Source organism: endosymbiont of Galathealinum brachiosum (assembly GCA_003349885.1).
GTDB lineage: Bacteria > Pseudomonadota > Gammaproteobacteria > SZUA-229 > SZUA-229 > SZUA-229.
Map to the genome: position 1 here is coordinate 1 of QFXC01000003.1, position 24614 is coordinate 24614.

24 protein-coding genes are annotated in these 24614 nt (G+C 40.6%); 20 read left to right on the top strand and 4 right to left on the bottom strand.

From position 1 onward, the window contains the following. The first annotated feature begins 264 nt into the window (after positions 1–264). The 20 genes from acnB (at position 265) to DIZ80_01490 (ending at position 22100) form a co-directional block, all read left to right on the top strand. Positions 265–2823, top strand: a complete 2559-nt coding sequence (gene acnB / locus DIZ80_01395; protein RDH85612.1) for a bifunctional aconitate hydratase 2/2-methylisocitrate dehydratase — start codon at positions 265–267, stop codon at positions 2821–2823. Between the two features lie 12 nt (positions 2824–2835). Then, on the top strand, positions 2836–3213 hold the full coding sequence (gene crcB, locus DIZ80_01400; GenBank protein ID RDH85613.1) for a fluoride efflux transporter CrcB: 378 nt from the start codon (positions 2836–2838) through the stop codon (positions 3211–3213). Between the two features lie 77 nt (positions 3214–3290). Then, positions 3291–4568 carry a serine--tRNA ligase gene (locus tag DIZ80_01405; GenBank protein ID RDH85614.1) on the top strand — a complete coding sequence of 426 codons (1278 nt, stop codon included), beginning with the start codon at positions 3291–3293 and terminating at the stop codon, positions 4566–4568. A gap of 80 nt (positions 4569–4648) precedes the next feature. Further along, positions 4649–5011 carry a hypothetical protein gene (locus DIZ80_01410; GenBank protein RDH85746.1) on the top strand — a complete coding sequence of 121 codons (363 nt, stop codon included), beginning with the start codon at positions 4649–4651 and terminating at the stop codon, positions 5009–5011. Positions 5012–5106: 95 nt separating this feature from the next. Beyond that, a complete protein-coding gene (locus DIZ80_01415; GenBank protein RDH85615.1) occupies positions 5107–5985 on the top strand; it encodes a hypothetical protein in 879 nt (292 codons plus the stop codon). 200 nt (positions 5986–6185) lie between these two features. Further along, on the top strand, positions 6186–7115 hold the full coding sequence (locus tag DIZ80_01420) for a GGDEF domain-containing protein (GenBank protein RDH85616.1): 930 nt from the start codon (positions 6186–6188) through the stop codon (positions 7113–7115). Between the two features lie 34 nt (positions 7116–7149). Continuing rightward, a complete protein-coding gene (locus tag DIZ80_01425) occupies positions 7150–7611 on the top strand; it encodes a DTW domain-containing protein (GenBank protein ID RDH85617.1) in 462 nt (153 codons plus the stop codon). Between the two features lie 154 nt (positions 7612–7765). Continuing rightward, positions 7766–9283: a bifunctional ADP-dependent NAD(P)H-hydrate dehydratase/NAD(P)H-hydrate epimerase gene (locus tag DIZ80_01430; GenBank protein RDH85618.1), complete on the top strand. Its 1518-nt coding sequence runs from the start codon at positions 7766–7768 to the stop codon at positions 9281–9283. 4 nt (positions 9284–9287) lie between these two features. Next, complete coding sequence (locus DIZ80_01435; protein RDH85619.1) at positions 9288–9764, top strand: tRNA (adenosine(37)-N6)-threonylcarbamoyltransferase complex ATPase subunit type 1 TsaE; 477 nt, start codon at positions 9288–9290, stop codon at positions 9762–9764. A 137-nt stretch (positions 9765–9901) separates the two neighbouring features. Beyond that, positions 9902–11269, top strand: coding sequence for an N-acetylmuramoyl-L-alanine amidase (locus tag DIZ80_01440; protein ID RDH85620.1), 1368 nt, complete (start codon positions 9902–9904; stop codon positions 11267–11269). A 338-nt stretch (positions 11270–11607) separates the two neighbouring features. Further along, positions 11608–13440: a DNA mismatch repair endonuclease MutL gene (locus DIZ80_01445; GenBank protein ID RDH85621.1), complete on the top strand. Its 1833-nt coding sequence runs from the start codon at positions 11608–11610 to the stop codon at positions 13438–13440. Positions 13441–13558: 118 nt separating this feature from the next. After that, positions 13559–14524: a tRNA (adenosine(37)-N6)-dimethylallyltransferase MiaA gene (locus DIZ80_01450; protein ID RDH85622.1), complete on the top strand. Its 966-nt coding sequence runs from the start codon at positions 13559–13561 to the stop codon at positions 14522–14524. Positions 14525–14647: 123 nt separating this feature from the next. Continuing rightward, positions 14648–14917, top strand: coding sequence for an RNA chaperone Hfq (locus DIZ80_01455; protein RDH85623.1), 270 nt, complete (start codon positions 14648–14650; stop codon positions 14915–14917). Positions 14918–15233: 316 nt separating this feature from the next. Further along, positions 15234–16547, top strand: a complete 1314-nt coding sequence (locus tag DIZ80_01460; protein ID RDH85624.1) for a GTPase HflX — start codon at positions 15234–15236, stop codon at positions 16545–16547. Between the two features lie 185 nt (positions 16548–16732). Next, positions 16733–17881, top strand: a complete 1149-nt coding sequence (gene hflK, locus DIZ80_01465; GenBank protein RDH85625.1) for an FtsH protease activity modulator HflK — start codon at positions 16733–16735, stop codon at positions 17879–17881. Continuing rightward, a complete protein-coding gene (gene hflC / locus DIZ80_01470) occupies positions 17881–18753 on the top strand; it encodes a protease modulator HflC (GenBank protein ID RDH85626.1) in 873 nt (290 codons plus the stop codon). Before hflK ends, hflC begins: the two co-directional genes overlap by 1 nt. A gap of 215 nt (positions 18754–18968) precedes the next feature. Further along, on the top strand, positions 18969–19160 hold the full coding sequence (locus DIZ80_01475) for a DUF2065 domain-containing protein (protein ID RDH85627.1): 192 nt from the start codon (positions 18969–18971) through the stop codon (positions 19158–19160). A gap of 67 nt (positions 19161–19227) precedes the next feature. Then, positions 19228–20415, top strand: a complete 1188-nt coding sequence (locus tag DIZ80_01480; GenBank protein ID RDH85628.1) for an ATP phosphoribosyltransferase regulatory subunit — start codon at positions 19228–19230, stop codon at positions 20413–20415. A 29-nt stretch (positions 20416–20444) separates the two neighbouring features. Beyond that, positions 20445–21737: an adenylosuccinate synthase gene (locus DIZ80_01485; protein RDH85629.1), complete on the top strand. Its 1293-nt coding sequence runs from the start codon at positions 20445–20447 to the stop codon at positions 21735–21737. A gap of 165 nt (positions 21738–21902) precedes the next feature. Continuing rightward, positions 21903–22100, top strand: a complete 198-nt coding sequence (locus DIZ80_01490; GenBank protein RDH85630.1) for a hypothetical protein — start codon at positions 21903–21905, stop codon at positions 22098–22100. Between the two features lie 256 nt (positions 22101–22356). Here the strand turns inward: DIZ80_01490 and DIZ80_01495 are convergent, their stop codons facing one another. The 4 genes from DIZ80_01495 to DIZ80_01510 all read right to left on the bottom strand — a co-directional run bounded on the left by DIZ80_01495 (position 22357) and on the right by DIZ80_01510 (position 24598). Further along, positions 22357–23313 (bottom strand): acetyltransferase, encoded by a 957-nt coding sequence (locus DIZ80_01495; GenBank protein RDH85631.1) that lies wholly within the window; start codon positions 23311–23313, stop codon positions 22357–22359. A 90-nt stretch (positions 23314–23403) separates the two neighbouring features. Beyond that, a complete protein-coding gene (locus tag DIZ80_01500) occupies positions 23404–23910 on the bottom strand; it encodes a hypothetical protein (protein ID RDH85632.1) in 507 nt (168 codons plus the stop codon). Positions 23911–24030: 120 nt separating this feature from the next. Beyond that, complete coding sequence (locus tag DIZ80_01505; protein RDH85633.1) at positions 24031–24339, bottom strand: hypothetical protein; 309 nt, start codon at positions 24337–24339, stop codon at positions 24031–24033. A 10-nt stretch (positions 24340–24349) separates the two neighbouring features. Next, positions 24350–24598: a hypothetical protein gene (locus DIZ80_01510; GenBank protein RDH85634.1), complete on the bottom strand. Its 249-nt coding sequence runs from the start codon at positions 24596–24598 to the stop codon at positions 24350–24352. Between the last annotated feature and the right edge of the window lie 16 nt (positions 24599–24614).

Sequence of the window (24614 nt, forward strand, 5' to 3'; positions counted from 1 at the left end):
TGCGATCAGTGCTGCGGTTGAAGACTATTTGAGTAAGAAATAAATTTAGTTAAATATAAGCTTTAAGTGTGATGAGAGGCCTGCAGTTTTGCGGGCTTTTTTATTGTGTTGTCCTAAAAGGTAAATAAATGAGCGGATGCCTGAATTTTATATGTGGTATTTAGTCAAAAATTTTATAGTGCATTGATATCACACAGGAAATAACGCTCAGCAACAGGTATACTATGCGCCAAATATTAAAACCTGATTTATAAGGAATCTATCGTGCTCGAAGCCTACCATAAACATGCTGAAGAACGTGCTGCAGAAAGTCTACCTCCATTAGCGCTTGATGCTCAGCAAGTTGCTGATTTAATAGAATTAATCAAAAATCCTGGAAAAGAAAATCCAGAAGAACTGATGGGGTTACTGGTGCATCGTGTACCACCTGGAGTTGATCAGGCGGCTTATGTTAAAGCAGCATTCTTATCAGCTGTGGCTAAGGGAGAGGTTAGCTGTGATCTAATTTCACGTGTAACAGCGGTTGAAATACTGGGTACGATGTTAGGTGGTTACAATATTCAGCCATTAATTGCCTGTCTTGATGATAGTGCAACGGCTACTGCGGCTGTTACTGCGCTTTCTCATACGTTGCTTATTTATGATGCGTTTCATGATATTGCTGAAAAGGCTAAAACCAATAAGTTTGCTCAGCAGGTAATAGAATCATGGGCGGCGGCGGAGTGGTTTGAAACTAAATCTGAAATGCCTAAGGAAGTTACGGTAACGGTTTATAAAGTACCGGGTGAAACTAATACGGATGATTTATCTCCAGCAACAGAAGCCTGGAGTCGTCCTGATATTCCATTGCATGCCAAGTCTATGTTAGTTGCTAAAATGGAAAACCCATTAGAAACAATTGACGAGCTTAAAAAGAAAGGTCACCCGATTGCATATGTAGGTGATGTTGTAGGTACAGGTTCTTCACGTAAATCGGCGATTAATTCTGTGTTATGGCACATGGGTGAAGATATCCCTTTCGTTCCAAACAAACGTGAAGGTGGTGTTGTATTAGGTGGCAAGATTGCACCGATCTTTTTCAATACTGCTGAAGATTCAGGTGCATTACCGATTGAGTGTGATGTTGAATCAATGGAAACCGGTGATGTTGTTACGATATTTCCATATGCCGGTAAAATCGAAAAAATGGATGGCACTGAAATTTGTAAATTTGATTTACGACCTTCAACGATGCCGGATGAAGTGCGCGCAAATGGCCGTATTGCATTAATTATTGGCCGTGGTTTAACAACCCGTGCACGTGAACATCTGGGGCTTCCTGCTAACGATACATTCCTGAAACCGGTAGATCCTGTAGATACAGGTAAAGGTTTTACACAGGCGCAAAAAATTGTGGGTCGAGCATGTGGTGTTACGGGTATTCGCCCCGGCACATATTGTGAACCTGTTATTACTACAGTTGGATCACAGGATACAACCGGTGCAATGACACGAGATGAGTTAAAAGAATTAGCCTGTTTAGGTTTTTCAGCTGACTTAGTTATGCAGTCTTTCTGTCACACTGCAGCTTATCCAAAACCGATTGATATAAATCTACAACATAACCTGCCAGACTTTATGCAATCACGTTCCGGCGTTTCACTTCGTCCAGGTGATGGCGTAATTCATTCGTGGTTAAATCGAATGATTTTGCCAGATACAGTGGGTACTGGTGGTGATTCACATACTCGTTTCCCAATGGGCATTAGTTTCCCGGCGGGTTCAGGTTTAGTTGCATTTGGTGCAGCATTAGGTGTTATGCCATTAGATATGCCTGAGTCGGTATTAGTTAGATTTAAAGGTGAAATGCAGCCCGGAATTACATTACGTGATCTGGTTAATGCAATTCCTTATGTTGCTATTCAAAAAGGATTATTAACGGTTGAGAAGAAAGGCAAAAAGAACGTCTTTAATGGCCGTGTATTAGAAATTGAAGGTTTACCTGATTTAAAAGTTGAGCAGGCATTTGAATTATCTGATGCATCAGCTGAGCGTTCAGCAAATGGTTGTTCTGTTCGTTTGAATAAAGAACCTATCATTGAATACTTAAAATCAAATATCACTTTATTAAAGTGGATGATTGCAAATGGTTACGAAGATCAGCGTACATTGCAGCGTAGAATTGATTCAATGCAGGCCTGGTTAGATAATCCTGAATTAATCGAACCAGATGCAGATGCGGAATATGCAGAAATTATCGAAATCGATCTGAATGAAATTAAAGAGCCGATTCTAGCCTGTCCAAATGATCCGGATGATGTGAAATTATTATCTGATGTTCAGGGTACAAAAATTGATGAAGTTTTCCTTGGCTCATGTATGACAAATATTGGTCATTATCGTGCTGCGGGTAAAGTACTTGATGGTATTTCAAATATTCCTACAAGAATGTGGATTGCACCGCCAACTAAAATGGATGAGCGCCAGTTAACCGAAGAAGGTTACTACAGCATTTTTGGTAAAGCGGGTGCGAGAACTGAAATGCCGGGTTGTTCATTATGCATGGGGAATCAGGCGCGAGTTGCAGATAACTCAACGGTTATTTCAACTTCAACACGTAACTTTCCGAACCGTTTAGGTAATAACGCAGATGTTTATCTGGCCTCTGCAGAATTAAGTGCGGTAACTGCAACACTGGGTTATCTGCCAACTGCGGCGGAATACATGGAAAAAGTAAAACACCTTGAACCGATGGCAGATGATATTTACCGTTATCTTAATTTCCATGAGATCGCTGAATATAAAGATGTAGCAGATAAAGTTATACCAGTAACATTGGCTTAATCTAATCTACCTATGAAAGCATTACTCTTTGTAGCAATGGGCGGGGCATTGGGTGCAGTGCTCCGCTATTCGATTTCATCAGGTATTTATAACTGGTTTGGTCGAAGTTTTCCTTATGGTACTTTGGTTGTAAATGTTATTGGTTCATTGGCAATTGGTTTGTTATCAGTATTGTTAATTGAAAAATTTAATGTGTCACAGGAAGTTAAACTGGGTTTAGTTGTAGGTGTGCTGGGAGCACTAACTACATTCTCTACGTTTTCCTGGGATACGGTTGATTTATTACAACAAGGATTAATTCAAAAAGCGTTGTTAAATGTTTTATTGAATGTTGTGGTTTGTATTAGTGCTGTTTGGGTCGGTACTGTTTGGGCTAAATCGATGGTTTGAAATGTTTCGTTATTCTCGAATGCTTTTGTCGGGAATGATGAATTAAATTAATATTTTTATAAAGAACAGAATTTAAAATGCTAGATCAAAAATTATTAAGAACAGACATAGACACTATCGCTAAAAATCTGGCGAAACATGGTTATGAATTAGATGTAAATAAATTTAATGACCTCGAAGTAAAACGTAAAGACCTGTCTGTAAAAACACAGGACTTACAAAATGAGCGTAATACAAAATCTAAAGGCATCGGTAAAGCCAAAGCTAATGGTGAAGATATTGCACCATTATTGGCAGAAGTATCAACATTGGGTGATGATCTTGATGCAGCTAAAAAACAGCTCGATGAAGTGCAGTTGCAAATTCATGAAATGATGATGGATATGCCAAATCTTCTGGATGATTCTGTTCCAGCGGGTAAATGTGAAGATGATAATATCGAAATCAGAAAATGGGGAGAGCCCGTTGTTTTAGATTTTGAAGCTAAAGATCATGTGGAGTTAGGCGCGCCTAACGACTGGTTAGATTTTGAAACTGCAACGAAACTTGCAGGCTCACGTTTTGTGGTTATGCATGGTGCTATGGCAAGAATGCATCGTGCGTTAATTCAATTTATGTTAGACCTGCATACTTCTGAGCATGGTTATGAAGAAGTTTATGTGCCTTATATAGTTAATACAGATAGTTTACGGGGTACGGGGCAGTTACCTAAATTTGAAGAAGATTTATTTAGCTTTACTGGTGAAAGTAATTATTACCTGATTCCAACAGCTGAAGTGCCTGTTACTAATATTGCAAGAGGCACTATTGTTGATGCCAAAGACATGCCGGTAAAATATACTTCGCATACCCCCTGCTTTAGATCAGAAGCAGGATCTTATGGCCGGGATACCCGTGGTATGATTCGCCAGCATCAGTTTGAAAAAGTTGAAATGGTACAACTGGTGAAACCTGAAGATTCCTGGGCAGCATTAGATGAATTAACAGGACATGCGGAAAAAATATTGCAGAAACTGAATCTGCCTTACCGTGTATTAACACTATGTGCAGGTGATACAGGTTTTTCAGCAGCAAAAACGTTTGATCTTGAAGTCTGGTTACCCGGGCAGCAGGCTTACCGTGAAATTTCATCCTGTAGTAATTTTATGGATTTTCAGGCGCGTCGTATGAGTGCCAGATGGCGTAACCCGGAAACAGGTAAACCTGAATTACTACATACGGTTAACGGTTCTGGTCTGGCAGTTGGACGTACATTAGTTGCGGTGCTGGAAAACTATCAGCAGGCAGATGGCAGTATTCATGTGCCTGATGTCCTACAGCCCTATATGGGTGGTGTGACGGTTCTGCAGCCCTAGGGCTAGGATGCCCCTGATTTGTTGATTTGCGCTATTATGGGATAAGAAAATAAGTTTTTATCCTTTATCAGGAGATGGGCGTGTTAATTATTAAATTAGACAAAGAAAATTCAATTGTTCTGATTGAACCTACTGGTTCACTGGATGTAAAAGACTTTCAGGCGGCAGCGGAAACTATCGATCCTTTTATTGAGAAGTGCGGCAAGCTCAATGGTCTTATTATTCACCGTGAGTCTTTTCCCGGGTGGGATTCGTTTTCTGCATTAGTTTCGCATCTTAAATTCGTAAAAAATCATCATACTCATATTAAACGTATCGCATTTGCTACTGATTCGGTAGTAGGGACGCTGGCCGAGTCTCTGGTTAGTCATTTTGTTGATGCTGAAATAAAACATTTTACTTATGCTGAGCTTGAACAGGCAAAACAGTGGATTCTTTCCTGAAATTAATTGTCAATTTTAAAATCAAAATGCAGTTTGGATCATTTATTGCTATGTTTAATATATCAATAAGCTATCTGTAATAAATGTGACTACCCATGATTAAAACAAATAAAGGCCGCTGGTATATAAAACAGGGAGAAAGTGTTCAGGGGCCATTTCCAAATAAACTCATTGGTTCGTATCTGATACTCGGCAGAATAACGCTGGATACATTAGTTAGTCAGGATAAGAATAACTGGTCTCCAGTTAGTGAATATTCTGCCATGGTGCCAGAGGTGGTAAAAGAAGCGGGCACCAAGCAGGGTGACCGTGCACTGATGCTGGCGCGTATTCGTGAAGACGAACGTAGCTCAAAGGTTAACGAAGATGATGATATTGATAATCGTCGTGAAGATGAAGAGCAGTTAATGCAATTACATCGTCAAATTCGAGACGATGTAATGAAGAGTTATAAAGTTAATTCGCATAGTCGTATTGTTTATATAGGTATAGTCGGTTTTCTATTGCTCACGTTTATTGGTTTATATATAAGTGATAGCAGAGATGATTTCAAACTGGCAGACTGTGATGCTCCAGCAAAACCGGGAATTAACTGGTCGGCCTGTAATAAACAGGGTGAAACATTGCGAAATCGTGACTTAAGACAGGTTAATTTCCGCAGTGCCAAGTTGCAGATGGCAGATCTGTCAGCGACTCAGTTACAGAGTGCAAATTTGGCTTATGCAGATCTCTCCCAGTCAATTCTCATTTCTGCGCAGTTACAGAATGCTAACCTTAAGGGAGCTAATTTACGCAAAGCAAATTTACAGGGAGCAGACCTGTCTGCTGCCAACCTTTCTTATGCCGAGTTGGTTGGCAGCAAGTTGCAGGGGGTAAATTTAAATCAGGCGATATTTGATCATGCAATCTGGGTAAATGGTGAGAAATGCCTGCCTGGTTCAGTGGGTGCCTGCCTGTTACCTGTTGAACAATAACATCCTTCCGGTGGCAATTAATTGCCGCCAACTTTCTGTCATTACCCGTTAATTGTATTCTTTTTTTGTAAAATTATACTAACAATATTCATTATCTGTATGTCTAACTTGTTGATAAATATTGATTAATTAATATACATGTTCGAGTTGGCACAATTGTCGCTTTATTGGTGATTAAGACTAAATCGGGAATTACCAACATGCAGAGCCAAACCTCAACACAGGAAATGATCAAAGAACTGAAAGAGGTCAAAAATATTTTTACAAATATTGAGAAGTCGGAGTCAAAAGGTTTTAGCCGTGAGCTAGAACAACAGGCAAGACTTGATCTGGCCGTTTCATTGCAAATGTCACTTGATGTGGACTGGGTGATTAACAAATTCATGGAACACATTCATTCATATCTTCTGTTTGATGGTTTTGCTTACAACTGTGCCGAACCTAATACACAAATTAAATATTCTCGTCAAAAGGGTCATCACTGTTCATATAATTTACATATAGAAGATGTTGATCTGGGTAAGTTAGAGTTATTCAGGGGACGTAAATTTGCGGAGTCTGAATTAGTGCTGCTGGAAAATATGCTGACTCTTCTGGTTTATCCGCTGCGTAATGCAATTGTACATAAACAGGCAGTGTTGTTAGCTCATTCAGATGCTTTAACCGGTGTAAAAAATCGCTCTACATTTAATGAATCTTTAGACCGTGAAATAAGCCTGGCTCAACGTCATGGTCAGGACTTCACAATGCTGGTAATCGATATTGATTTCTTTAAAAAAGTAAACGATATATTTGGTCATAAAGTGGGTGATGATGCATTGATACTGGTTGCCGATTCAATACAGCAATGTATTCGTACTACGGATATGTTATTCCGTTACGGTGGTGAAGAGTTTGTTGTTTTATTAGGTAATACGGATTGTGAAAGATCTTATATTATAGCTGATCGTATTTTAGAATCAGTTAGAGAAATTGAGCTGAAGGTAAAAGACATGCTTGTAGATCTAACAGTGAGCATTGGAATGGCATGCCTGAATATTCAGGATAATGGTGAAAGCCTGTTTAATAGAGCAGATACGGCAATGTATTCAGCAAAAAATGATGGCCGTGATCAAATTATAGTAGCCTGATGAATATATCGATGTATCATACTGATGCATCGATATGCAGTTTATTCTACTAACCCACTCTCGAGAAATATCAAAGAAGACCAATACAGGTCAGCTGGTTCAACAGCTCATTCCAGATACACAAATAATAATCTGGCAACGTACACAGCCAGATAAAAAATTATTACAATTAATTAAATCAGGTGCTACAGCACTTGTTTACCCCGCAGAAGAAACAACATTATCTGTTGATCCACAAAGTTTTGAAAATTTTATATTAATAGATGGTACCTGGCAGGAAGCACGAAAAATTTATAATCGTAGTCCTTATTTACATCCGCTTCCAAGAGTGCAGTTATCATCTGAAAAGGTTTCTAATTATAGTTTAAGGCGAAATCAGATTGAAGGTGGTTTATGCACGGTAGAGTGTGTTGCTGAACTGTTGAGAGAGAACTCATGCTCAGGTCTGGCAGACGAGCTGGATGTTTTATTTCATCAGTTTATGGCTAAAATTTAGTTGTAAACTATTGTCTGGAAACTATATCTTTACCTTCTCCCTGAATCGGATGTCTGTGTTTTTAATCCGTTAAAGTTTCTGATTTGATGGTTGTAAAATCGAGAGTAAAAATTATCTGATTGATTTTAAATCTTATATTAAGCATCATAAACAAATGAAATCTACTCCAGTGAATCCTGATCCAATTAAATTATACAGCGCTGAAGCGACGCGTAATCTTGACGCTATTGCCATTAATGAATTTAAAATTCCCGGTTACGAGTTAATGAAACGTGCTGGAAAAGCCACAATTAATCATTTGCAAAACACCTACCCTCTGGCAAAAGAAATACTTATATGTTGTGGTGCTGGTAACAATGCGGGTGATGGTTATGTCATTGCCAAGCTAGCCAAACTTGCAGGTTTAAATGTAAAAGTGATTAGTCTGGTAGAAACAGGCAAATTAAAAGGAGATGCAAAACTTGCCTGGCAAGACTGGAATTCTCAGGGTCAGCAATTAAGTCGGTTTTCAGATAAATTATTACAAAAAAGTGATGTGATTGTTGATGCCTTATTAGGTACCGGTTTGAAAAGACAGGTTGAAGGTGAATGGGCTAGCTTAATTAAGGCGATTAACAGTAGCGGCAAACCGGTCATTTCAGTTGACATACCTTCAGGGCTTTGTCCGGATACAGGGGCAATTGCTGCTCATGCTGTAAAAGCAAATTCGACGATGACGTTTATTGCTTTGAAAAAAGGCATGTTTACTCACCTGGCTGTGGATTATTGCGGAGAAATTTTATTTGATAACTTATCACTTCCGTCAGGTGTTTATAAGCGTCAGGATGAGCAGGCTCATTTACTGGACTGGGAATATCTGAAAAGACAAATTAAGGTTAGAAAATCCAGTTCACACAAACATCAGTTAGGGCATGTATTTATTCTGGGTGGGGACAAAGGAATGCCCGGAGCGATACGAATGGCAGCAGAAGCAGCACTCAGGTCGGGTGCAGGTCTTGTGACTGTTGTGAGTCATAAAGAGCATGTGGGTGTTTTACTGGCAGGGCGCCCTGAATTGATGTTAAGTGCAAGTGATGATGGCCATGTTTCACCAGATCTGCTTTCTAAAGCATCTTCAATTGTTATTGGGCCGGGGTTAACTGATAGTTTGTGGTCTCAGAATTTATTGTCTTCTGCACTGGAAAGTTCTGCCCCAAAAGTAATTGATGCCGGGGCTTTGCGTTTGTTAAGTGTAGAGGATGGACCACGTAATGACTGGGTATTGACGCCTCATGCGGGTGAAGCTGCGGCTTTACTTATTGACCATAACGCAGAGAAAGAGAGTTTGAATGCCAGTGCCATTCAGGAGTCGCGTTTTACCAGTATCGAAATGTTACAGTTAAAGTATGGTGGGCAAATTATTTTAAAAGGTGCGGGCAGTTTATTGTTATCACCTGATCAGCTGATTCAGCTGTGCCCCTATGGAAACCCGGGAATGGCATCTGCAGGAATGGGTGATGTATTAAGTGGACTCGTCGGCAGCTTAATTGCTCAGGGTTATGAGCTGTCGCTGGCAAGTAGTCTGGCTGTTTGTATTCATAGTATGGCCGGGGATATGGCTGCAGCAGATGGACAAACCGGTTTACTGGCAAGTGATTTATTTCCCCATATTCGACAGTTGATGAATACATAAAGTCATGATAAATAAACTGGAATTTTTTTTAAAAGATGAAACAGCGCAGCTAACGTTAGCTGCTTCTATTGCTACCAGCACGCAGCCAGGCACTGTCATTTTCCTTGATGGTGATCTGGGAACAGGCAAAACAACACTGGTTAGAGGCTTTTTGCACTCACTGGGTTTTACCGGGAATGTGAAAAGTCCAACTTATACGCTGGTAGAGCCATATCTTATTGGTAAACAACAGATATATCATTTTGATTTATATCGCCTGAGCACACCTGATGAGCTGGAATATGCGGGTGGCCGCGATTATTTTGACGGACAGTCTATCTGCTTAATTGAATGGCCTGAGAAAGCGGAAGGTTATTTACCCGAAGCGGATTTACTTTGTCAGCTTAGTTATAAAAATCAGGCAGGATTTCAGGGTAGAAGCTGTGTTCTCAGCGCAATTACTGACAAAGGTTTGTTTACCCTTGATGCTCTATCTAATTAATTAGATTAGAAATATCTCCTATCTTATTAAAATTGTTAATAAAAACATTAATTCATACTTGCATTTCTCAGGAAACTTGCCAAACTAGGTATTAGATTGATTAATATCCCGATGTGTATTTTTGTTGCATCGAAAAAATGAACAAATCACTTAACTCAGATGTTTTGAGGTGCAAGATGGAAAAACAGCGAAGAAAATTTTTATCACAGCTAACCAGCCAGCTTGCTGGTATAGGTACACTCGCTGCTGCACCGATTTTAACAAACGCTGCAAGCTCTTATACACAAGTTCAAAATATTCGTATTTCACGTGAGCCGAGTAAAACACGTCTCGTATTTGATCTTGATGGCGCGGTAGATTATTCCCTTTTTAGTATGCATAAACCAGAAAGACTGGTTATCGATTTAAAGCAGACGCGTTTAATGAATGCAGGCGTGCTTGAAGAATTACACAGTACACAACTTAAAGGTATTCGCACAGGTGTGCGTAAAATGCACGATTTACGTATCGTGTTAGACCTTAAATCTCGCACTACCCCTAATAGCTTTCTATTAGAACCGAAAGGTAATAATGGCTATCGTCTCGTAATTGATGTTAAAGAACAGGCGGGAAGTAGAAAACGAGAAGTTGTTCAGAAGAAAAAATTGAGAGATGTTGTTGTTGCAATTGATGCCGGGCATGGTGGAAATGATCCGGGTGCAACAGGTCGTTTAGGTACTCATGAGAAACAGGTTACCCTGCAGATTGCTAAACGTCTGAAGAAAGCGATTGATGGTACTAAAGGTATGAGAGGCGAGTTAATTCGACGCTCAGACCGTTTTATGCGATTACGCGAGCGAATTAAAAGAGCACATGAGCTGGATGCAGATTTAATGATTTCAATACATGCGGATTCATTTCCGGATGTGCGTGCCAGAGGTGCTTCCGTTTATGCATTATCAGTAAGCGGTGCAACATCTGAATCAGCTCGTTTACTTGCTGAAAAAGAGAATAAAGTTGACCTGTTATTTGGTGATGTGGATTTAAACCATAAAGATAAAATGGTGCGTCAGGTATTGCTCGATTTATCTTTAACCGGAACAATCGAGTCCAGTCTGGATATTGGCGATGAAGTATTAAAAGAGTTAGGTCGTGTTGGGCGTGTACATAAAAAGAAAGTACAGCAGGCAGGTTTTGCTGTATTAAAAGCACCGAATATTCCTGCTATTTTACTCGAAACGGCTTTTATCTCTAATCCTAAAGAAGAGCGTAAGCTGCGTAGCAGTGCGCACCAGTCCAAACTGGCAACAGCCATTTTACGTGGTGTGAATGATTACTTCTCTCGTAAAGCACCTCCTGGAACCTGGTTGTCTGAGGCACAGGAGCATTACACCATTAAACGCGGTGATACACTGGCCGGTATAAGTGATAAATACCATTTGCCTGTGTCGCATCTGCGAACACGTAATTCATTGCGTAATGATGAATTACGTGTAGGTAAAAAACTCTATATACCTGTTAGTTAATCAGATTTATTTCTTTGGTATATTGTGTCTTGTTAAGGAACGTCTCCCTCGGGGAAAGAGCATCTTTCCCGCTCTGTCCCCTTAACCCATACCACCAAGAACTGACAGAGTAGCCGACTCCGTTAAACTATTGATGGCATCACAACAGGGGACAGAGCGCCAAAAAATGGCGTTCTTTCCCCGATGGAGATGTGCCATAACAGTGTAAGCTTTGTCAGTACCCCATAATTGTTGAGGTGGGTATTAGCAACGCATCTTCTGTATCTTCATCTCCATTTTCTTTTTCTTATTCTCAAAACCTTGTTACACTCGCATTTTTCAAATGTAGCCTGTTATTCATGTCCAGTCGTATCCAGCAAATGCCTAACCAGCTTATTAACCAGATTGCCGCGGGTGAAGTGGTTGAGCGCCCTGCATCAGTTGTTAAAGAGTTACTGGAAAATAGCCTGGATGCAGGTTCGACTAAAATTGAAATTGATATTGAACAGGGTGGCACCAAGTTAATTCGTATTCGTGATAATGGTCAGGGTATTCATAAAGAAGACCTGGCACTGGCTTTATCTCGCCATGCCACAAGTAAAATTCGTAATCTTGATGATTTAGAGCATATAAAAAGCCTGGGTTTCAGAGGTGAAGCTCTACCCAGCATTGCATCGATTAGTCGAATGAGTATTACGTCTCGTCAGGTCAATTCAGATGGGTTCAAAGTTCAGGGTCAGGATGAGCAAAGTGCTGAAGTCTCACCCGCAGCACATAACTTTGGTACGACGATTGAAGTACGTGACCTGTTTTATAATGTACCCGCAAGACGTAAGTTTTTACGTACAGAAAAAACCGAATTTAATCATCTTGAAGATGTTGTTAAACGGATAGCGCTAAGTCATTTTAATGTTGAAGTGAGTCTAAGTCACAATCAACGAGTTATTAAACACTGGCGTGCGGCTAATGATCAGAAGTCGATGGAGCAGCGTATTGCTGAAGTATGTGGCAATGCGTTTATCGAACAGTCGCAATATATGTGTTTTGAAGCGGCTAATCTGAAATTACATGGCTGGATCGCTTTGCCCAGTTTTTCCCGTTCACAGGCCGACATGCAGTACTTCTTTGTAAACGGTCGTATTATTCGTGACAAACTGGTTACTCATGCAGTGCGTCAGGCATATCAGGATGTTCTTTATCACGGTCGCCATCCGGCGTATGTCTTATTTTTACAGCTTGATCCTGCCATGGTCGATGTGAATGCACATCCAACTAAACATGAAGTGCGGTTTAGAGAAGGGCGTCTGGTTCATGATTTTCTGTTTAGGGGGATTCATAAAGCACTGGCTGACGTGCGTCCAGAGGCTATTAATTCAGGGGAGCCTGATTCTGTTTCCAGTGAGTTAAATAATGTAAATTCAGTTATGACTCAACCTTTGCAAACATCACTTTCCGGTATTTCAAATTATGGCGGGCCAACTCGTCAAAATAGCATGTCGTTAGAGGTTAATGAGCAGATCCGGGCTTATGCAAATCTATCCAGTTCTAATATGTCAGGTGCTTTGCCTGCTAATGACTCACAACAGAACTCAGATGAATTAAATGAGATTCCACCTCTGGGTTTTGCGATTGCACAATTACACGGCATTTATATCTTGTCACAAACGGCAAATGGAATGGTGATTGTTGATATGCACGCCGCTCATGAGCGTATTACGTATGAGCGTATGAAGCAGGATATGCAACAGGGTGAACTGGCTTCACAGCCGTTGCTGGTGCCAATTAGCATGAGCCTGAGTGAGAAAGAAGCGAATTTAGCTGAAGAGCAAACAGGTATATTTACCGAGCTGGGTTTTGAGTTAGATCGTAGTGGGCCAGAATCTCTGCGTATTCGTCAAATTCCTGTTGTTTTAGCTCGAGCAGATGCTGAATCGCTGGTAAGAGATGTATTATCTGACTTATTAAGTTATGGCAGCTCGGAGCGTATTCGAAATGAAATTAATCATGTGCTTGGTACCATGGCCTGTCATGGTTCAGTGAGAGCCAATAGAAGTTTAACCATTCCAGAAATGAATGCATTGTTAAGAGATATGGAAACAACGGAGCGTAGCGGACAATGTAATCATGGCCGTCCGACCTGGACAGAATTTAGCTTAGATGCCATAGATAAATGGTTTATGAGGGGGCAGTGAACATAGTCGTAAGTCATCAGTCTTAAGTCGTAAGTCAAAGCCGGGGCGCCGCAGGCGCCTGAAAAAAGCTTTTGATTTTGACTTAAGACTTAAGACTTAAGGCTTAGGACTATTTTGTATGACCGACCTAATCATCCAGCGCCCAACCAACGCCCCGACTGACAGCCCGACTGTCATCATGATAATGGGCCCAACCGCTGCAGGTAAAACCGAGTTGGCGATTCGGTGTGCAGAACAATTCGGTTGTGAACTGATCAGTGTTGATTCGGCACTGGTTTATCGTGAAATGGATATTGGTACGGCTAAACCCAGTGCTGAGGAACTTGCTCGAGCACCTCATAAACTCATTGATATTATTGACCCCTCTGAGTCTTATTCTGCAGCCAGCTTTCGCGAAGATGCATTAAGCCAAATACAGTCCACCATCAGCCGGGGTAAAACGCCGGTGCTGGTGGGCGGTACAATGCTCTATTACAAAACTTTACAGGAAGGTTTGTCAGAGTTACCTGCGGCTGATGAGAGTATTCGAGCCCAGCTGGAAGAGGATGCGAAAGCATTTGGCTGGCAGGTAATGCATGATCGTCTGAAACAAATTGACCCGGTTTCTGCTGAGCGCATTCATCAGAATGATCCTCAGCGTATACAGCGAGCCCTGGAAGTATATGAAATAAGCGGTCGGACTCTAACTGATTTCTGGCAACAACAAAGCTCACAGTCTCTACCTTATAATCTTGTGAAAATAGCCTTTTTTCCTGAAGATCGTGATTTATTAAAACAGCGTATAGCAATGCGTTTCCATCAAATGCTGGAACTGGGTTTTATCGATGAAGTCAAAGCATTAAGACAGCGGGGGGATTTAAATCTTGAAATGCCATCTATGCGTTGTGTGGGTTATCGTCAGGTCTGGGAGCACCTTGATGGTTTAATGTCATATGACGAAATGACGGAGCGAGCAATTATAGCAACCAGACAACTGGCAAAAAGACAGCTGACCTGGTTACGTAAAGAGAAAAATGCTAACTTTTATGATGTAAATCAGGCCATTTATCTAAAAATACTGAAAAAACTTAAAAATTTACTATGATCTACATTCAAGGGCTTGAATTATGCATCAACGTCATTATATAAGTGCTTATTAATAATAAATAAACACGCTTCTTTAGAGCGTGTAAATATAAAATTACAACAAATTTTTGGGAGAAACACCATGCCAAAAGGGCAATCATTACAAGAACCCTTCCTTAACGCGCTACGTAAAGAACGAGTTCCCGTATCTATCTATCTTGTAAATGGTATTAAGTTGCAGGGGCAGGTTGAGTCATTTGATCAATTTGCTGTTATGTTGCGTAATACAGTCAGCCAGATGGTATACAAACACGCTATTTCTACTATTGTGCCTGCAAGAGCGATTCGCTGGGCTAATACCCATGATGATGACAATGGGGACAGTGGGAGCAATGGCGGCGGTAATATGTAATTACTGGATACAACCGCGTTATCTAAACGGCTACCTATGGGTAGCCGTTTTACGTATTGGTTTAAATAAAATTATTTTTATGTTTCATATCCATGGCGCGTCTCCCTCGGGCTCAGATTCGGCTTTTACGAGTCTGACCCCTGTTGTAAAATCACCAATAACCATACAGAGTCATTAACTACTCTGCCAGTCTGACAGGAATCAACACAGGGGTCAGACATTAAAAGGCGATATCTGACCCCGACTAAATCAGCTGGTAGTTAAGTAATACGTGTATAATGAACCCATCCTTTCTATATCTTAAAGAGAATTAACATTGTTCGATCGTCCCGGTATTGGCGAGCAGGCCATACTTGTTCACCTTGATCTCAACGCGGAAAGTCAGCGCGAATATATAACTGAATTTAAAGAGCTTGCGTTATCTGCAGGTGCGACTGTGCGCGATATCATTACTTCGCACCGTAAAACACCGGACGCCAAATACTTTATAGGTAAGGGTAAAGCAGAAGAAATAGCGCATTTAGTTGAAGCGGAAGAAATAGAGCTGGTGTTATTTAACCATGCTCTTAGTCCATCACAGGAAAGAAACCTGGAGGCATTGTTTCAATGCCGGGTATTAGATCGAACCGGCTTAATATTAGATATTTTTTCCCAGCGGGCGCGTACCTTTGAAGGTAAGTTACAGGTTGAACTGGCTCAGTTAAAGCATTTATCTACCCGTTTAATTCGAGGCTGGACTCACCTCGAACGTCAGAAAGGGGGTATTGGTTTACGCGGACCGGGTGAAACCCAGCTGGAAACGGATCGTCGTTTACTGGGTATGCGTATCAAGCAAATTAAAAAGCGTCTGGAGAAAGTGCGTAAGCAACGTGAGCAGGGCAGAATGGCCCGGCGTAAAGCAGAAGTGCCTACCGTTGCGTTTGTTGGTTATACCAATGCGGGTAAATCAACCCTGTTCAATGCCCTGACAAATGCGGAAGTTTATGTACAGGATCAGCTGTTCGCTACACTGGATCCGACGTTAAGAAGACTCAAGATAGATAATAGCTCCGAGATCATTCTGGCAGATACGGTGGGGTTTATTCGTCATTTACCTCACGATCTGGTTGATTCATTTCGCTCTACTCTTCAGGAAACAGAGCAGGCTCATTTATTGTTTCATATTATTGATGCCTCGGATGATATGCGTCTGGACAATATTCATGCGGTGGAAACGGTGCTGCAGGAAATTGGTGCGATGAAAGTGCCTCAGATTCAGATCATGAATAAAATTGACCGGCTTGAGATTGAGCCTCGTATTGATCGTGATGAGCAGGGGAAGGTTAAACGAATCTGGGTGTCTGCTATTGAAAATCAGGGGCTGGATCTGATACATCAGGTACTAGCTGAGCACTTTAAGCAGGATCTGGTTAAAGGCTCGTTATGTCTGTCACCGGCCGATGGAAGGGTAAGAGCGCTGCTCTATGGTATAAATGCAGTTGATGACGAGAAGGTGGATGAACAGGGGCAGTTTGTTCTGCAAATTAATATACCCAGACGAGATCTTCTTCAAATGGCCAGTCGGGAGTCAGTGCCTGAGCATTTACTACTACCGGATGATTATGTGGCACCGCTAGAAGATGTCTATTAACACCTTTATCGTAGGCTCTGCATCAGTTACATAGCTAAGTTCATAATATCTAATATGAAAATTGTCTACAACTCGTGGCCGCGAAGTCTCTATTCTTAAATAATTGCCTCACTCATGCCTTCTGTTTCTGTTACAGACAGGTTACAATCCGCTCTCTTAAAAATTGATTATAGCTGGAGTTGCTGATGGCTTGGAATGAGCCCGGTGGAAACAAGAATAAAGACCCATGGGGTAACCGTGGTGGTAACGATGGTCCGCCAGACCTTGATGAAGTGTTCAAAAAGTTCATGGATAAACTTAATGGTATATTAGGTAGTTCAGGTGGTTCTGGTCGCGGCACCTCTTCAGGTAGTAGCAAGGGTGGAATCATTGCATTAGTCGTCATTGCAGCGATCATCTGGTTAGCTACAGGTCTTTACAAGATTGCAGAGGCTGAGCGGGGTGTAGTATTAACATTCGGCAAGCACTCTTATACGGTTGAGTCTGGTCTGCACTGGCATATTCCAGCTCCGATACAGCAGGTACTTAAGGTGGATGTGAGTAATATTCACGAATATTCACTTAAGGGCACAATGCTGACTCAGGATCAGAATATCATTGATATTGAAATCACCGTGCAATATCAGGTAGGTAATGCTGAAGATTATTTCTTCGAAATGCGTAGCCCGGTTCGAACTCTTGGAGAAGCGACTGAAAGTGCATTACGTCAACACGTAGGCCGTAGCACCATGGATTATGTGTTTGGTGATGGTCGTGAAGATATCGCGATCAGCACACAGGAAACCACTCAGCAGATCCTTGATAGTTATAAATCAGGTTTACAGATTCTTCGTGTAAACATGCAGGAAGCAAAACCACCTGAAGCGGTTAAAGCCTCATTTGATGATGTAACCAAATCTGTGGAAGACGAAGACAAGTTAAAGAATCAGGCAGAAGCTTATCGTAATGAAATTTTACCTACCGCTCGTGGTGAATCTGCAAGAATGTTAGAACAGGCTAAAGCCTATAAGCAGGAAGTAGTTGCTCGTGCAGAAGGTGAAGCTAAACGTTTCACAAGCCTTTACAAAGAATATCGTAAAGCGCCTGCTGTTACCCGTGACCGTATGTATATAGAAACGGTTGAAGCAGTTTTATCTCAGTCCAGTAAAATTATGGTGGATGTTGAAGGTGGAAATAATATGATTTATTTACCACTGGATAAGATGTTACAAAATAGTGATGTCAGTGGAAATGCGGTGAAGAGAGCTGGTCGTTTAATTGATAATACACGTAGTAGTAATTTTGATAACACTGACTTTACAAACCGTTCGTCACGCTCAAGGGAGGCAAGATAATGAATAAAATAATTGGCATTATTGTAGCCCTCGTATTAATCGTAGCTTATACCTGCACATTCTTTGTTGATGAGCGTGAAAAAGCAATTCTTCTGGCATTTGGTAAAATTGATAAAGTGGGTTATGAACCCGGTATTCACTTTAAATTACCATTTCCATTTAACGAAGTTAAAAAGCTGGATGGTCGTGTTTTAACGATTGACCAGCGTCCGGTGCGTTTCCTGACTAAAGAAAAGCAACACATGGTTGTTGATTCATTTGTTAAGTGGCTCATTGTTGATGAAGCAGTTTACTTTACGGCTACATCTGGTGGTCGTGAGCAAAATGCAGCTTCATTGCTTTACCGTATGGTGGATGATGGACTTCGTAGTGAGTTTGCCAAGCGTACCGTGCAGGAAGTAATTGCTCAGGACAGAACGAAAATAATGACTGTCTTGACCAGTAATATTAATGCAAAAGCAAAAGAGCTGGGTATTAAGGTTGTTGACGTAAGAATCAAGCGAATTGATTTTCCTGAAAAAATTAGCCAGAACGTATATGAACGTATGCGTACAGAACGTGAACGTTTAGCCCGTGAAAATCGCTCACAAGGTGAAGAAGCGGCTACTCGTATACGTGCAGATGCAGATGCTCAAAGTCAGGTTCTGGTAGCAGAAGCTTTCCGTGATTCTGAAATTATGCGCGGTGAAGGTGATGCGCTTTCTACTGAAATTTATGCAAAGGCTTATGGCCGTGATCGTGATTTTTATCGCTTCTACAGAAGTATGGAAGCGTATAAGAGAACTTTTGCGAGCAAGGGTGATGTAATGCTGATTGACCCGGATTCGGAATTCTTTAAATACTTTAAGAGCGCCAACGGTAAATCAAAGTAATAAACGTTATTACCTGAGCCGGACAGAAATGTCCGGCTTTTGTGTGCATGGATGCACGGTATCTTAAAAATGCAGGAGCAATTTTTAAGGTGTGTGCATGAATACACGGTATTAACTTGTAGGAGCAAGCTTTAGCTCGCGATCAGGAATGCAATAATCTTATGTAATGGCATAAGAGTGAAGGGACTTAAAACAGCTAAATTTAAAGGTTTACAATGATAGCCTGGAACGAACTGCTTAGCGCGTTGGCACTGGTGTTAGTAATAGAAGGTATAATGCCTTTCATTAGTCCGAAAGGCTGGCGAGATACTATGTTACAGGCCAGCAGGTTAGAAGATAAAACACTGCGAACAATTGGTTTTGCCAGTATGTTGATAGGCGTAGTGTTTTTATATTTAATGCGTTAGCTAGAATTAAATCGCATTAACATAATGATTAGTATTATTTATTTTATTAAGAGATTTTTTAGAAATAATGAGTAACACAACATCAAATAATAGTTGGTTATTACCTCAGGGTATTGAAGAAGCCTTGCCTGCTGAAACTGCTCGTCTTGAAAGTTTGCGCAGAAATATACTCGATATATATTCAAGCTGGGGTTATCAGTTAGTGATGCCACCGATGATCGAGTTTCTTGATTCATTATTAACGGGTACGGGGCATGATCTTGATTTACAGACATTTAAATTAATCGATCAGTTAACCGGTCGTTTAATGGGTGTGCGAGCAGATATGACACCTCAGGTGGCACGTATAGATTCACACCAGTTAAAAAATGACGCACCGAATCGTCTTTGTTATGTAGGTACAGTATTGCGTACGCTACCAGATGGTTTTGGCAGCAGTCGTAGCCCGTTTCAGGCCGGTGTCGAATTATATGGTCACGGTGGAATAGAAAGTGATGTTGAAGTTTTATGCTTGATGGTAGAAACATTAAGGGCTTCTGGCATTAATGAAATATCAATTGATATTGGACATGTTGGTATCTATCGCGGCTTAACAAAGCAGGCTGGTTTTAATGACGAGCAGGAAGCAACTCTGTTTGAGATGATGCAGCGCAAGGCGATTCCTGAAATTCAGGCGTATCTTAATGCCCAGTCTATAGATAAGAAAGTGGCTGATATGTTAAATGCTTTGCCTGAGTTACATGGTGGTGAAAGTTGTTTACAGGACGCAGAAAAACAATTCTCAAATGCAGATGTTTCAGTTAAAGATGCGCTGAGTTATCTACAGCAGGCAGTTACAAAATTTAAACAGCGGGTTGGTGATGTTGCTATTCATTTTGACCTGTCTGAATTACGCGGTTATCACTATCACACAGGTTTATTGTTTGCAGCATATACACCGGGTGAAGGTCAGGAAGTGGCACGCGGTGGTCGTTATGATGATATCGGTGAAGTGTTTGGTCGAGCGAGACCTGCAACCGGTTTTAGTACCGATCTAAAAACGTTATTAAATTTATCACAGCAAAAAGTCGCATTAACATCAAATGCTATTTTTGCACCAGCTGATGATGACCCTGATTTATGGAGTGCGATACAGGAATTGCGTGCACAGGGTGAAAAAGTAATTCAATCTTTACCAGGTCAAAAAGGCGGAGCCAAAGAGCTTGGGTGTGATCAGGAGCTTAAACTGGCTTCTGGTAGATGGATTGTTGATTAATTGTATTATCTCAATGAAGGTTTAATCTGATGGGTAAGAATGTAGTTGTACTAGGAAGCCAATGGGGCGATGAAGGTAAAGGCAAAATTGTTGATTTGCTAACTGATCGCGCATCTGCGGTAGTTCGTTTTCAAGGCGGCCATAATGCGGGTCACACACTGGTAATCGGCGATAAAACAACCGTTTTACATTTAGTACCGTCAGGTATTTTACGTGACAATGTAATGTGTTTAATTGGTAATGGTGTGGTGTTATCACCTTCAGCATTATTTGAAGAAATGAACATGTTAGAAGCAGAAGGTATTCCTGCTAGTCAGCGATTGAAAATTTCAGAAGCCTGCCCTCTGATTATGCCGTATCACATTGCATTAGATCAGGCGCGTGAAATCGCCCGTGGTAAAAAAGCTATCGGTACTACCGGTCGTGGTATTGGCCCCGCATATGAAGATAAGGTTTCCCGTCGTGGTTTACGCGTAGGTGACTTATTAAATATGGAAACATTTGAAGAAAAATTAAAAGGTGTAATGGAGTATCACAACTTTGCACTGGTTAATTATTTCAAAGCAGAAGCGGTTGATTACCAGACGGTATTAGATGAAATCACGGGTATGCGTGACAAGATCGTTTCTATGATTGCTGATATTCCTGCAATGTTACATAACCTGCGTAAAGATGGCGCAAACATCATGTTTGAAGGTGCGCAGGGTACATTGTTAGATATCGATCAGGGTACCTACCCATATGTAACATCATCAAACTGTACTGCGGGTGGTGCATGTACTGGTTCTGGTGTTGGCCCATGTGATCTGGATTATATTTTAGGTATTACTAAAGCTTACACGACACGTGTTGGTGCAGGTCCATTCCCGACAGAGTTATTTGATGATATTGGTCAGTACCTGGGTGAAAAAGGTCATGAGTTTGGAGCAACAACTGGACGTGAGCGTCGTTGCGGCTGGTTCGATGGTGTAGCAATGCGTCGTTCTGCACAGGTTAATAGTATTACCGGTTTATGTATTACAAAACTGGATGTACTGGATGGTCTTGAAAAATTGATGATTTGTACTTCATATAATTACAATGGTGAATCTTTAGAGTTACCACCTGTAGGTGCTGATGCCATTGAAAAATGCGAAGCGGTTTATGAAGAAATGCCTGGTTGGTCTGAATCTACCGCTGGTGTACAAAATAGAGATGAACTTCCACAAAATGCACTTAATTATCTAAAGCGTTTAGAAGAAGTTGTTGGTATTCCTGTTGATATTATTTCAACCGGACCAGAGCGTGATGAAACAATTGTTCTGCGTAATCCGTACGAATAAATAAAAATTCATCATGTTGTTACAAAAGCCCTTTTTTAAGGGCTTTTGTGCGTTTAGGGGCGGCTGAAAGTGTCGTGACCTGATGGTGTATTGTCATTAAATGACCCGATCTAATTGTATTATTTATTTATCCTTATTCCAGTTAATAGAAACTGGAGCAAGTGAATGAATCTGGCAATCCAATATTTCGATCAAAATTCACCAGGTGTTATTATCGCGGGTCAAAAGGACGGTAGTGATGATCTGGGTGTTTATTACACAGGTGATCGACGTAACCTTGAAATACTTCGTGACCTGATTAATGAAGCAATTGATCAGTTGCAGGCAAAAGAAGACAAAGATTTGAATGAATTGTCATCGTGAATAAGGCGGATGCTGCTGTTATGGTACATATCCACCGGGGATAGAATGCCGTTTTTTGGCACTCTGTCCCCTGATTGATACCACCAAGAAATGATAGTGTAACGAGTCGGCTTCGTAGTGCTTTTGATGGCATCACAACATGGGACAGAGCGGTAAAGATGCTCTTTCCCCGAGGGATATGTGTCAGGGCAGTGCATGCTCTTAACAGTTAATGTTACTGAGAAATGTCTATTGAAGAGTACAAATAAAACAAACCCTAAACAAACGCTGCAGTAAATCTCTCAACAAACAAATCATAATCAGATGCAGGTAATTTGTTTATACCCGCAGCCGCTTTTCGGCCACCACCGGTTTCAAACTGCCTGCACAATTCATCTGCACCGGTTTTGTTATTCAGTGGCGCTCTCACGCTCACCAGAAAACTATCATCATTCTGATGGGTTAACATCGCGTGCGCACGGTCCTGATTTTCTGTCGCTAACTGATTGGCATACACACCACCTACTCGACGCGCCCATTTCTCATTGGGTAAAATAGTTATACTGTGATTATCTGTTTCATAGGCTGGTTTACAGCTTTCAACCTGTGTGACATCTTCTTTATAACCGCTTTCCAGTTTCTTATAGTTGTCGTTTGATTGAATAAATTCAAATGGGTTTTCATAATGGCTAATTATTCTATATAAATCATCGGGTGTGAAAATAAGGTCATCTAGTGATGAGCCATAACCATTGTAATTTATGCAGGTTCCTAGTAGCTCTAGCTGTTGCAACTGGGTGTCTGACAAGTTTAACGGTTTTGCAGCGCTGATGGCTGACTGGTGTAAATTATCACCAAACGCAGCAGTTACTGCCCAGGGTAAAAATCGATTGTTTAAATATGAATTTACTAACAGACTGGTGCATACATTCGGGTCGGTATTAATGTTTGCCTGCAGGTTTTCATGCTCTGGTATATCACCTGCAAAATGATGGTCGAAATATTGAATATTACAGCCGGTTTCCAGTAGTCGGTTTAAATCATCACGATTCTTATCCAGAGAGATATCCAGCACCAGAACCTGGCTTGCAGATTCAGTTTGCACTTTTTTAAGCAGATTAATGTCTCGTTTAACTCCTGTTACAAGCGTGCTTTCCAACGGGTTAGCCAGACGCATTTGGTGCAGGGCGCAGATGCCATCTGCATCACCATTAAAAATATCGAAATATTGCATTTGAAAGACTCTGTTTAAATAATTATTTTAAGTAGTCTATCAAAAATATGGATAGGAATTTACTTATATCAATAACTATTTTTATTCAGCTTATTGAGGTTTAACGGCCAATGGAAGCTGTTTTATAACTGAGTCAGCTATTTCTCCTTTTGCAGCCATGCTTAAAGCGCTTGATTCAAGAAAGAAATTAATCATTACCATTAATAATGTTGGCATGATTGCGATTCGTATAAATACAGTATGTAAAATATCCTGCATATTGGGATCGGGAGAGGCTGTCGATAACAGTAGCCCTAGTGTCATTAAACCTGCTGTTACGGCATATGAAATGAGTAACAGACGGTAACGGTTTAGGGCCAGTTTCCAGTGAGCATGTATAAACCAGTGGTCACCTGCTTGCAAATTTCTACTTTTAGTCAGGCTATAAAACATAATAGCGAGAGAAAATATTAAAGGTACTAATAAACCTGTAATACCAATTTCCAGTATCAGGGTTGCCGGTGTCATCAATAAATGAATTAACGCAAGATTTAATAAAAATATATTATGAGGTGTTTTTGCCTTATCAGCGGTGTATTTATCTAATTCTACTTGCATGGTTCAGAGATGCCCTGATTAACTTTATGAGCTTCGCTCTGATTATAAGGCTAAAGTAGTAATAAAATAATGATAAATGGCATTTTTACTGGAATTGATTCTGCCTCATGTCTGAGATAACTATAAAGTCATGAAGATGTTATAACCAATTACACAGGCTGTAACCATCAATATAACGTTCCAGAATCCTAGCGCTTTAATTTTTGTGGTTTTAGGTTTAGTTTTAATAAAACCAACTACACCAAGACCAGCTATAACCATGCCAATTTCTGCAAAAAATAACGTTAATAACATAGCTATCGGTATGTCGCTTTCCACGCCCCACTTAAAAGTATATGCGCTAAAGACGAGGGTTGATCCCAGTAAAATAACAAAGTTGGGTAAAATCGTTAAAAAAAACCAGACTTTTGATGAAGCATGAGTTTGCATGTTACTGTTATTAACCTTTATCCTGAGATTCAATTTGCATGTCAAAAGACGGAATATTCATCTTCGATATAAATACAAGTACAAAACCAACACTGATAAAGAAAAACGTTGATGCTAAAAAAGCAACAGCGATGGGATCGTTTATACTGTGTGTCTCAATTTTAAGATAAAGCCCGACTACACAGGCTATAGCGAGTATGAAACTAATAATGCCGACTACAAAAGATGTTTTTTGAAAGATGCTTTTTGTGTTCTTCATGTTAGACCTTTATGGT

Bases quoted from the DNA above. Each gene is read 5' to 3' on its own strand.
- DIZ80_01455 (RDH85623.1), top strand. From the start codon at position 14,648: ATGCCAAAAGGGCAATCATTACAAGAACCCTTCCTTAACGCGCTACGT.
- DIZ80_01415 (RDH85615.1), top strand. From the start codon at position 5,107: ATGATTAAAACAAATAAAGGCCGCTGGTATATAAAACAGGGAGAAAGT.
- DIZ80_01435 (RDH85619.1), top strand. From the start codon at position 9,288: ATGATAAATAAACTGGAATTTTTTTTAAAAGATGAAACAGCGCAGCTA.
- DIZ80_01440 (RDH85620.1), top strand. From the start codon at position 9,902: ATGAACAAATCACTTAACTCAGATGTTTTGAGGTGCAAGATGGAAAAA.
- DIZ80_01445 (RDH85621.1), top strand. From the start codon at position 11,608: ATGTCCAGTCGTATCCAGCAAATGCCTAACCAGCTTATTAACCAGATT.
- DIZ80_01475 (RDH85627.1), top strand. From the start codon at position 18,969: ATGATAGCCTGGAACGAACTGCTTAGCGCGTTGGCACTGGTGTTAGTA.
- hflC (RDH85626.1), top strand. From the start codon at position 17,881: ATGAATAAAATAATTGGCATTATTGTAGCCCTCGTATTAATCGTAGCT.
- DIZ80_01430 (RDH85618.1), top strand. From the start codon at position 7,766: ATGAAATCTACTCCAGTGAATCCTGATCCAATTAAATTATACAGCGCT.
- crcB (RDH85613.1), top strand. From the start codon at position 2,836: ATGAAAGCATTACTCTTTGTAGCAATGGGCGGGGCATTGGGTGCAGTG.
- DIZ80_01490 (RDH85630.1), top strand. From the start codon at position 21,903: ATGAATCTGGCAATCCAATATTTCGATCAAAATTCACCAGGTGTTATT.
- DIZ80_01480 (RDH85628.1), top strand. From the start codon at position 19,228: ATGAGTAACACAACATCAAATAATAGTTGGTTATTACCTCAGGGTATT.
- DIZ80_01420 (RDH85616.1), top strand. From the start codon at position 6,186: ATGCAGAGCCAAACCTCAACACAGGAAATGATCAAAGAACTGAAAGAG.
- DIZ80_01500 (RDH85632.1), bottom strand. From the start codon at position 23,910: ATGCAAGTAGAATTAGATAAATACACCGCTGATAAGGCAAAAACACCT.
- DIZ80_01505 (RDH85633.1), bottom strand. From the start codon at position 24,339: ATGCAAACTCATGCTTCATCAAAAGTCTGGTTTTTTTTAACGATTTTA.
- hflK (RDH85625.1), top strand. From the start codon at position 16,733: ATGGCTTGGAATGAGCCCGGTGGAAACAAGAATAAAGACCCATGGGGT.
- DIZ80_01510 (RDH85634.1), bottom strand. From the start codon at position 24,598: ATGAAGAACACAAAAAGCATCTTTCAAAAAACATCTTTTGTAGTCGGC.
- DIZ80_01450 (RDH85622.1), top strand. From the start codon at position 13,559: ATGACCGACCTAATCATCCAGCGCCCAACCAACGCCCCGACTGACAGC.
- DIZ80_01405 (RDH85614.1), top strand. From the start codon at position 3,291: ATGCTAGATCAAAAATTATTAAGAACAGACATAGACACTATCGCTAAA.
- DIZ80_01485 (RDH85629.1), top strand. From the start codon at position 20,445: ATGGGTAAGAATGTAGTTGTACTAGGAAGCCAATGGGGCGATGAAGGT.
- DIZ80_01425 (RDH85617.1), top strand. From the start codon at position 7,150: ATGCAGTTTATTCTACTAACCCACTCTCGAGAAATATCAAAGAAGACC.
- DIZ80_01495 (RDH85631.1), bottom strand. From the start codon at position 23,313: ATGCAATATTTCGATATTTTTAATGGTGATGCAGATGGCATCTGCGCC.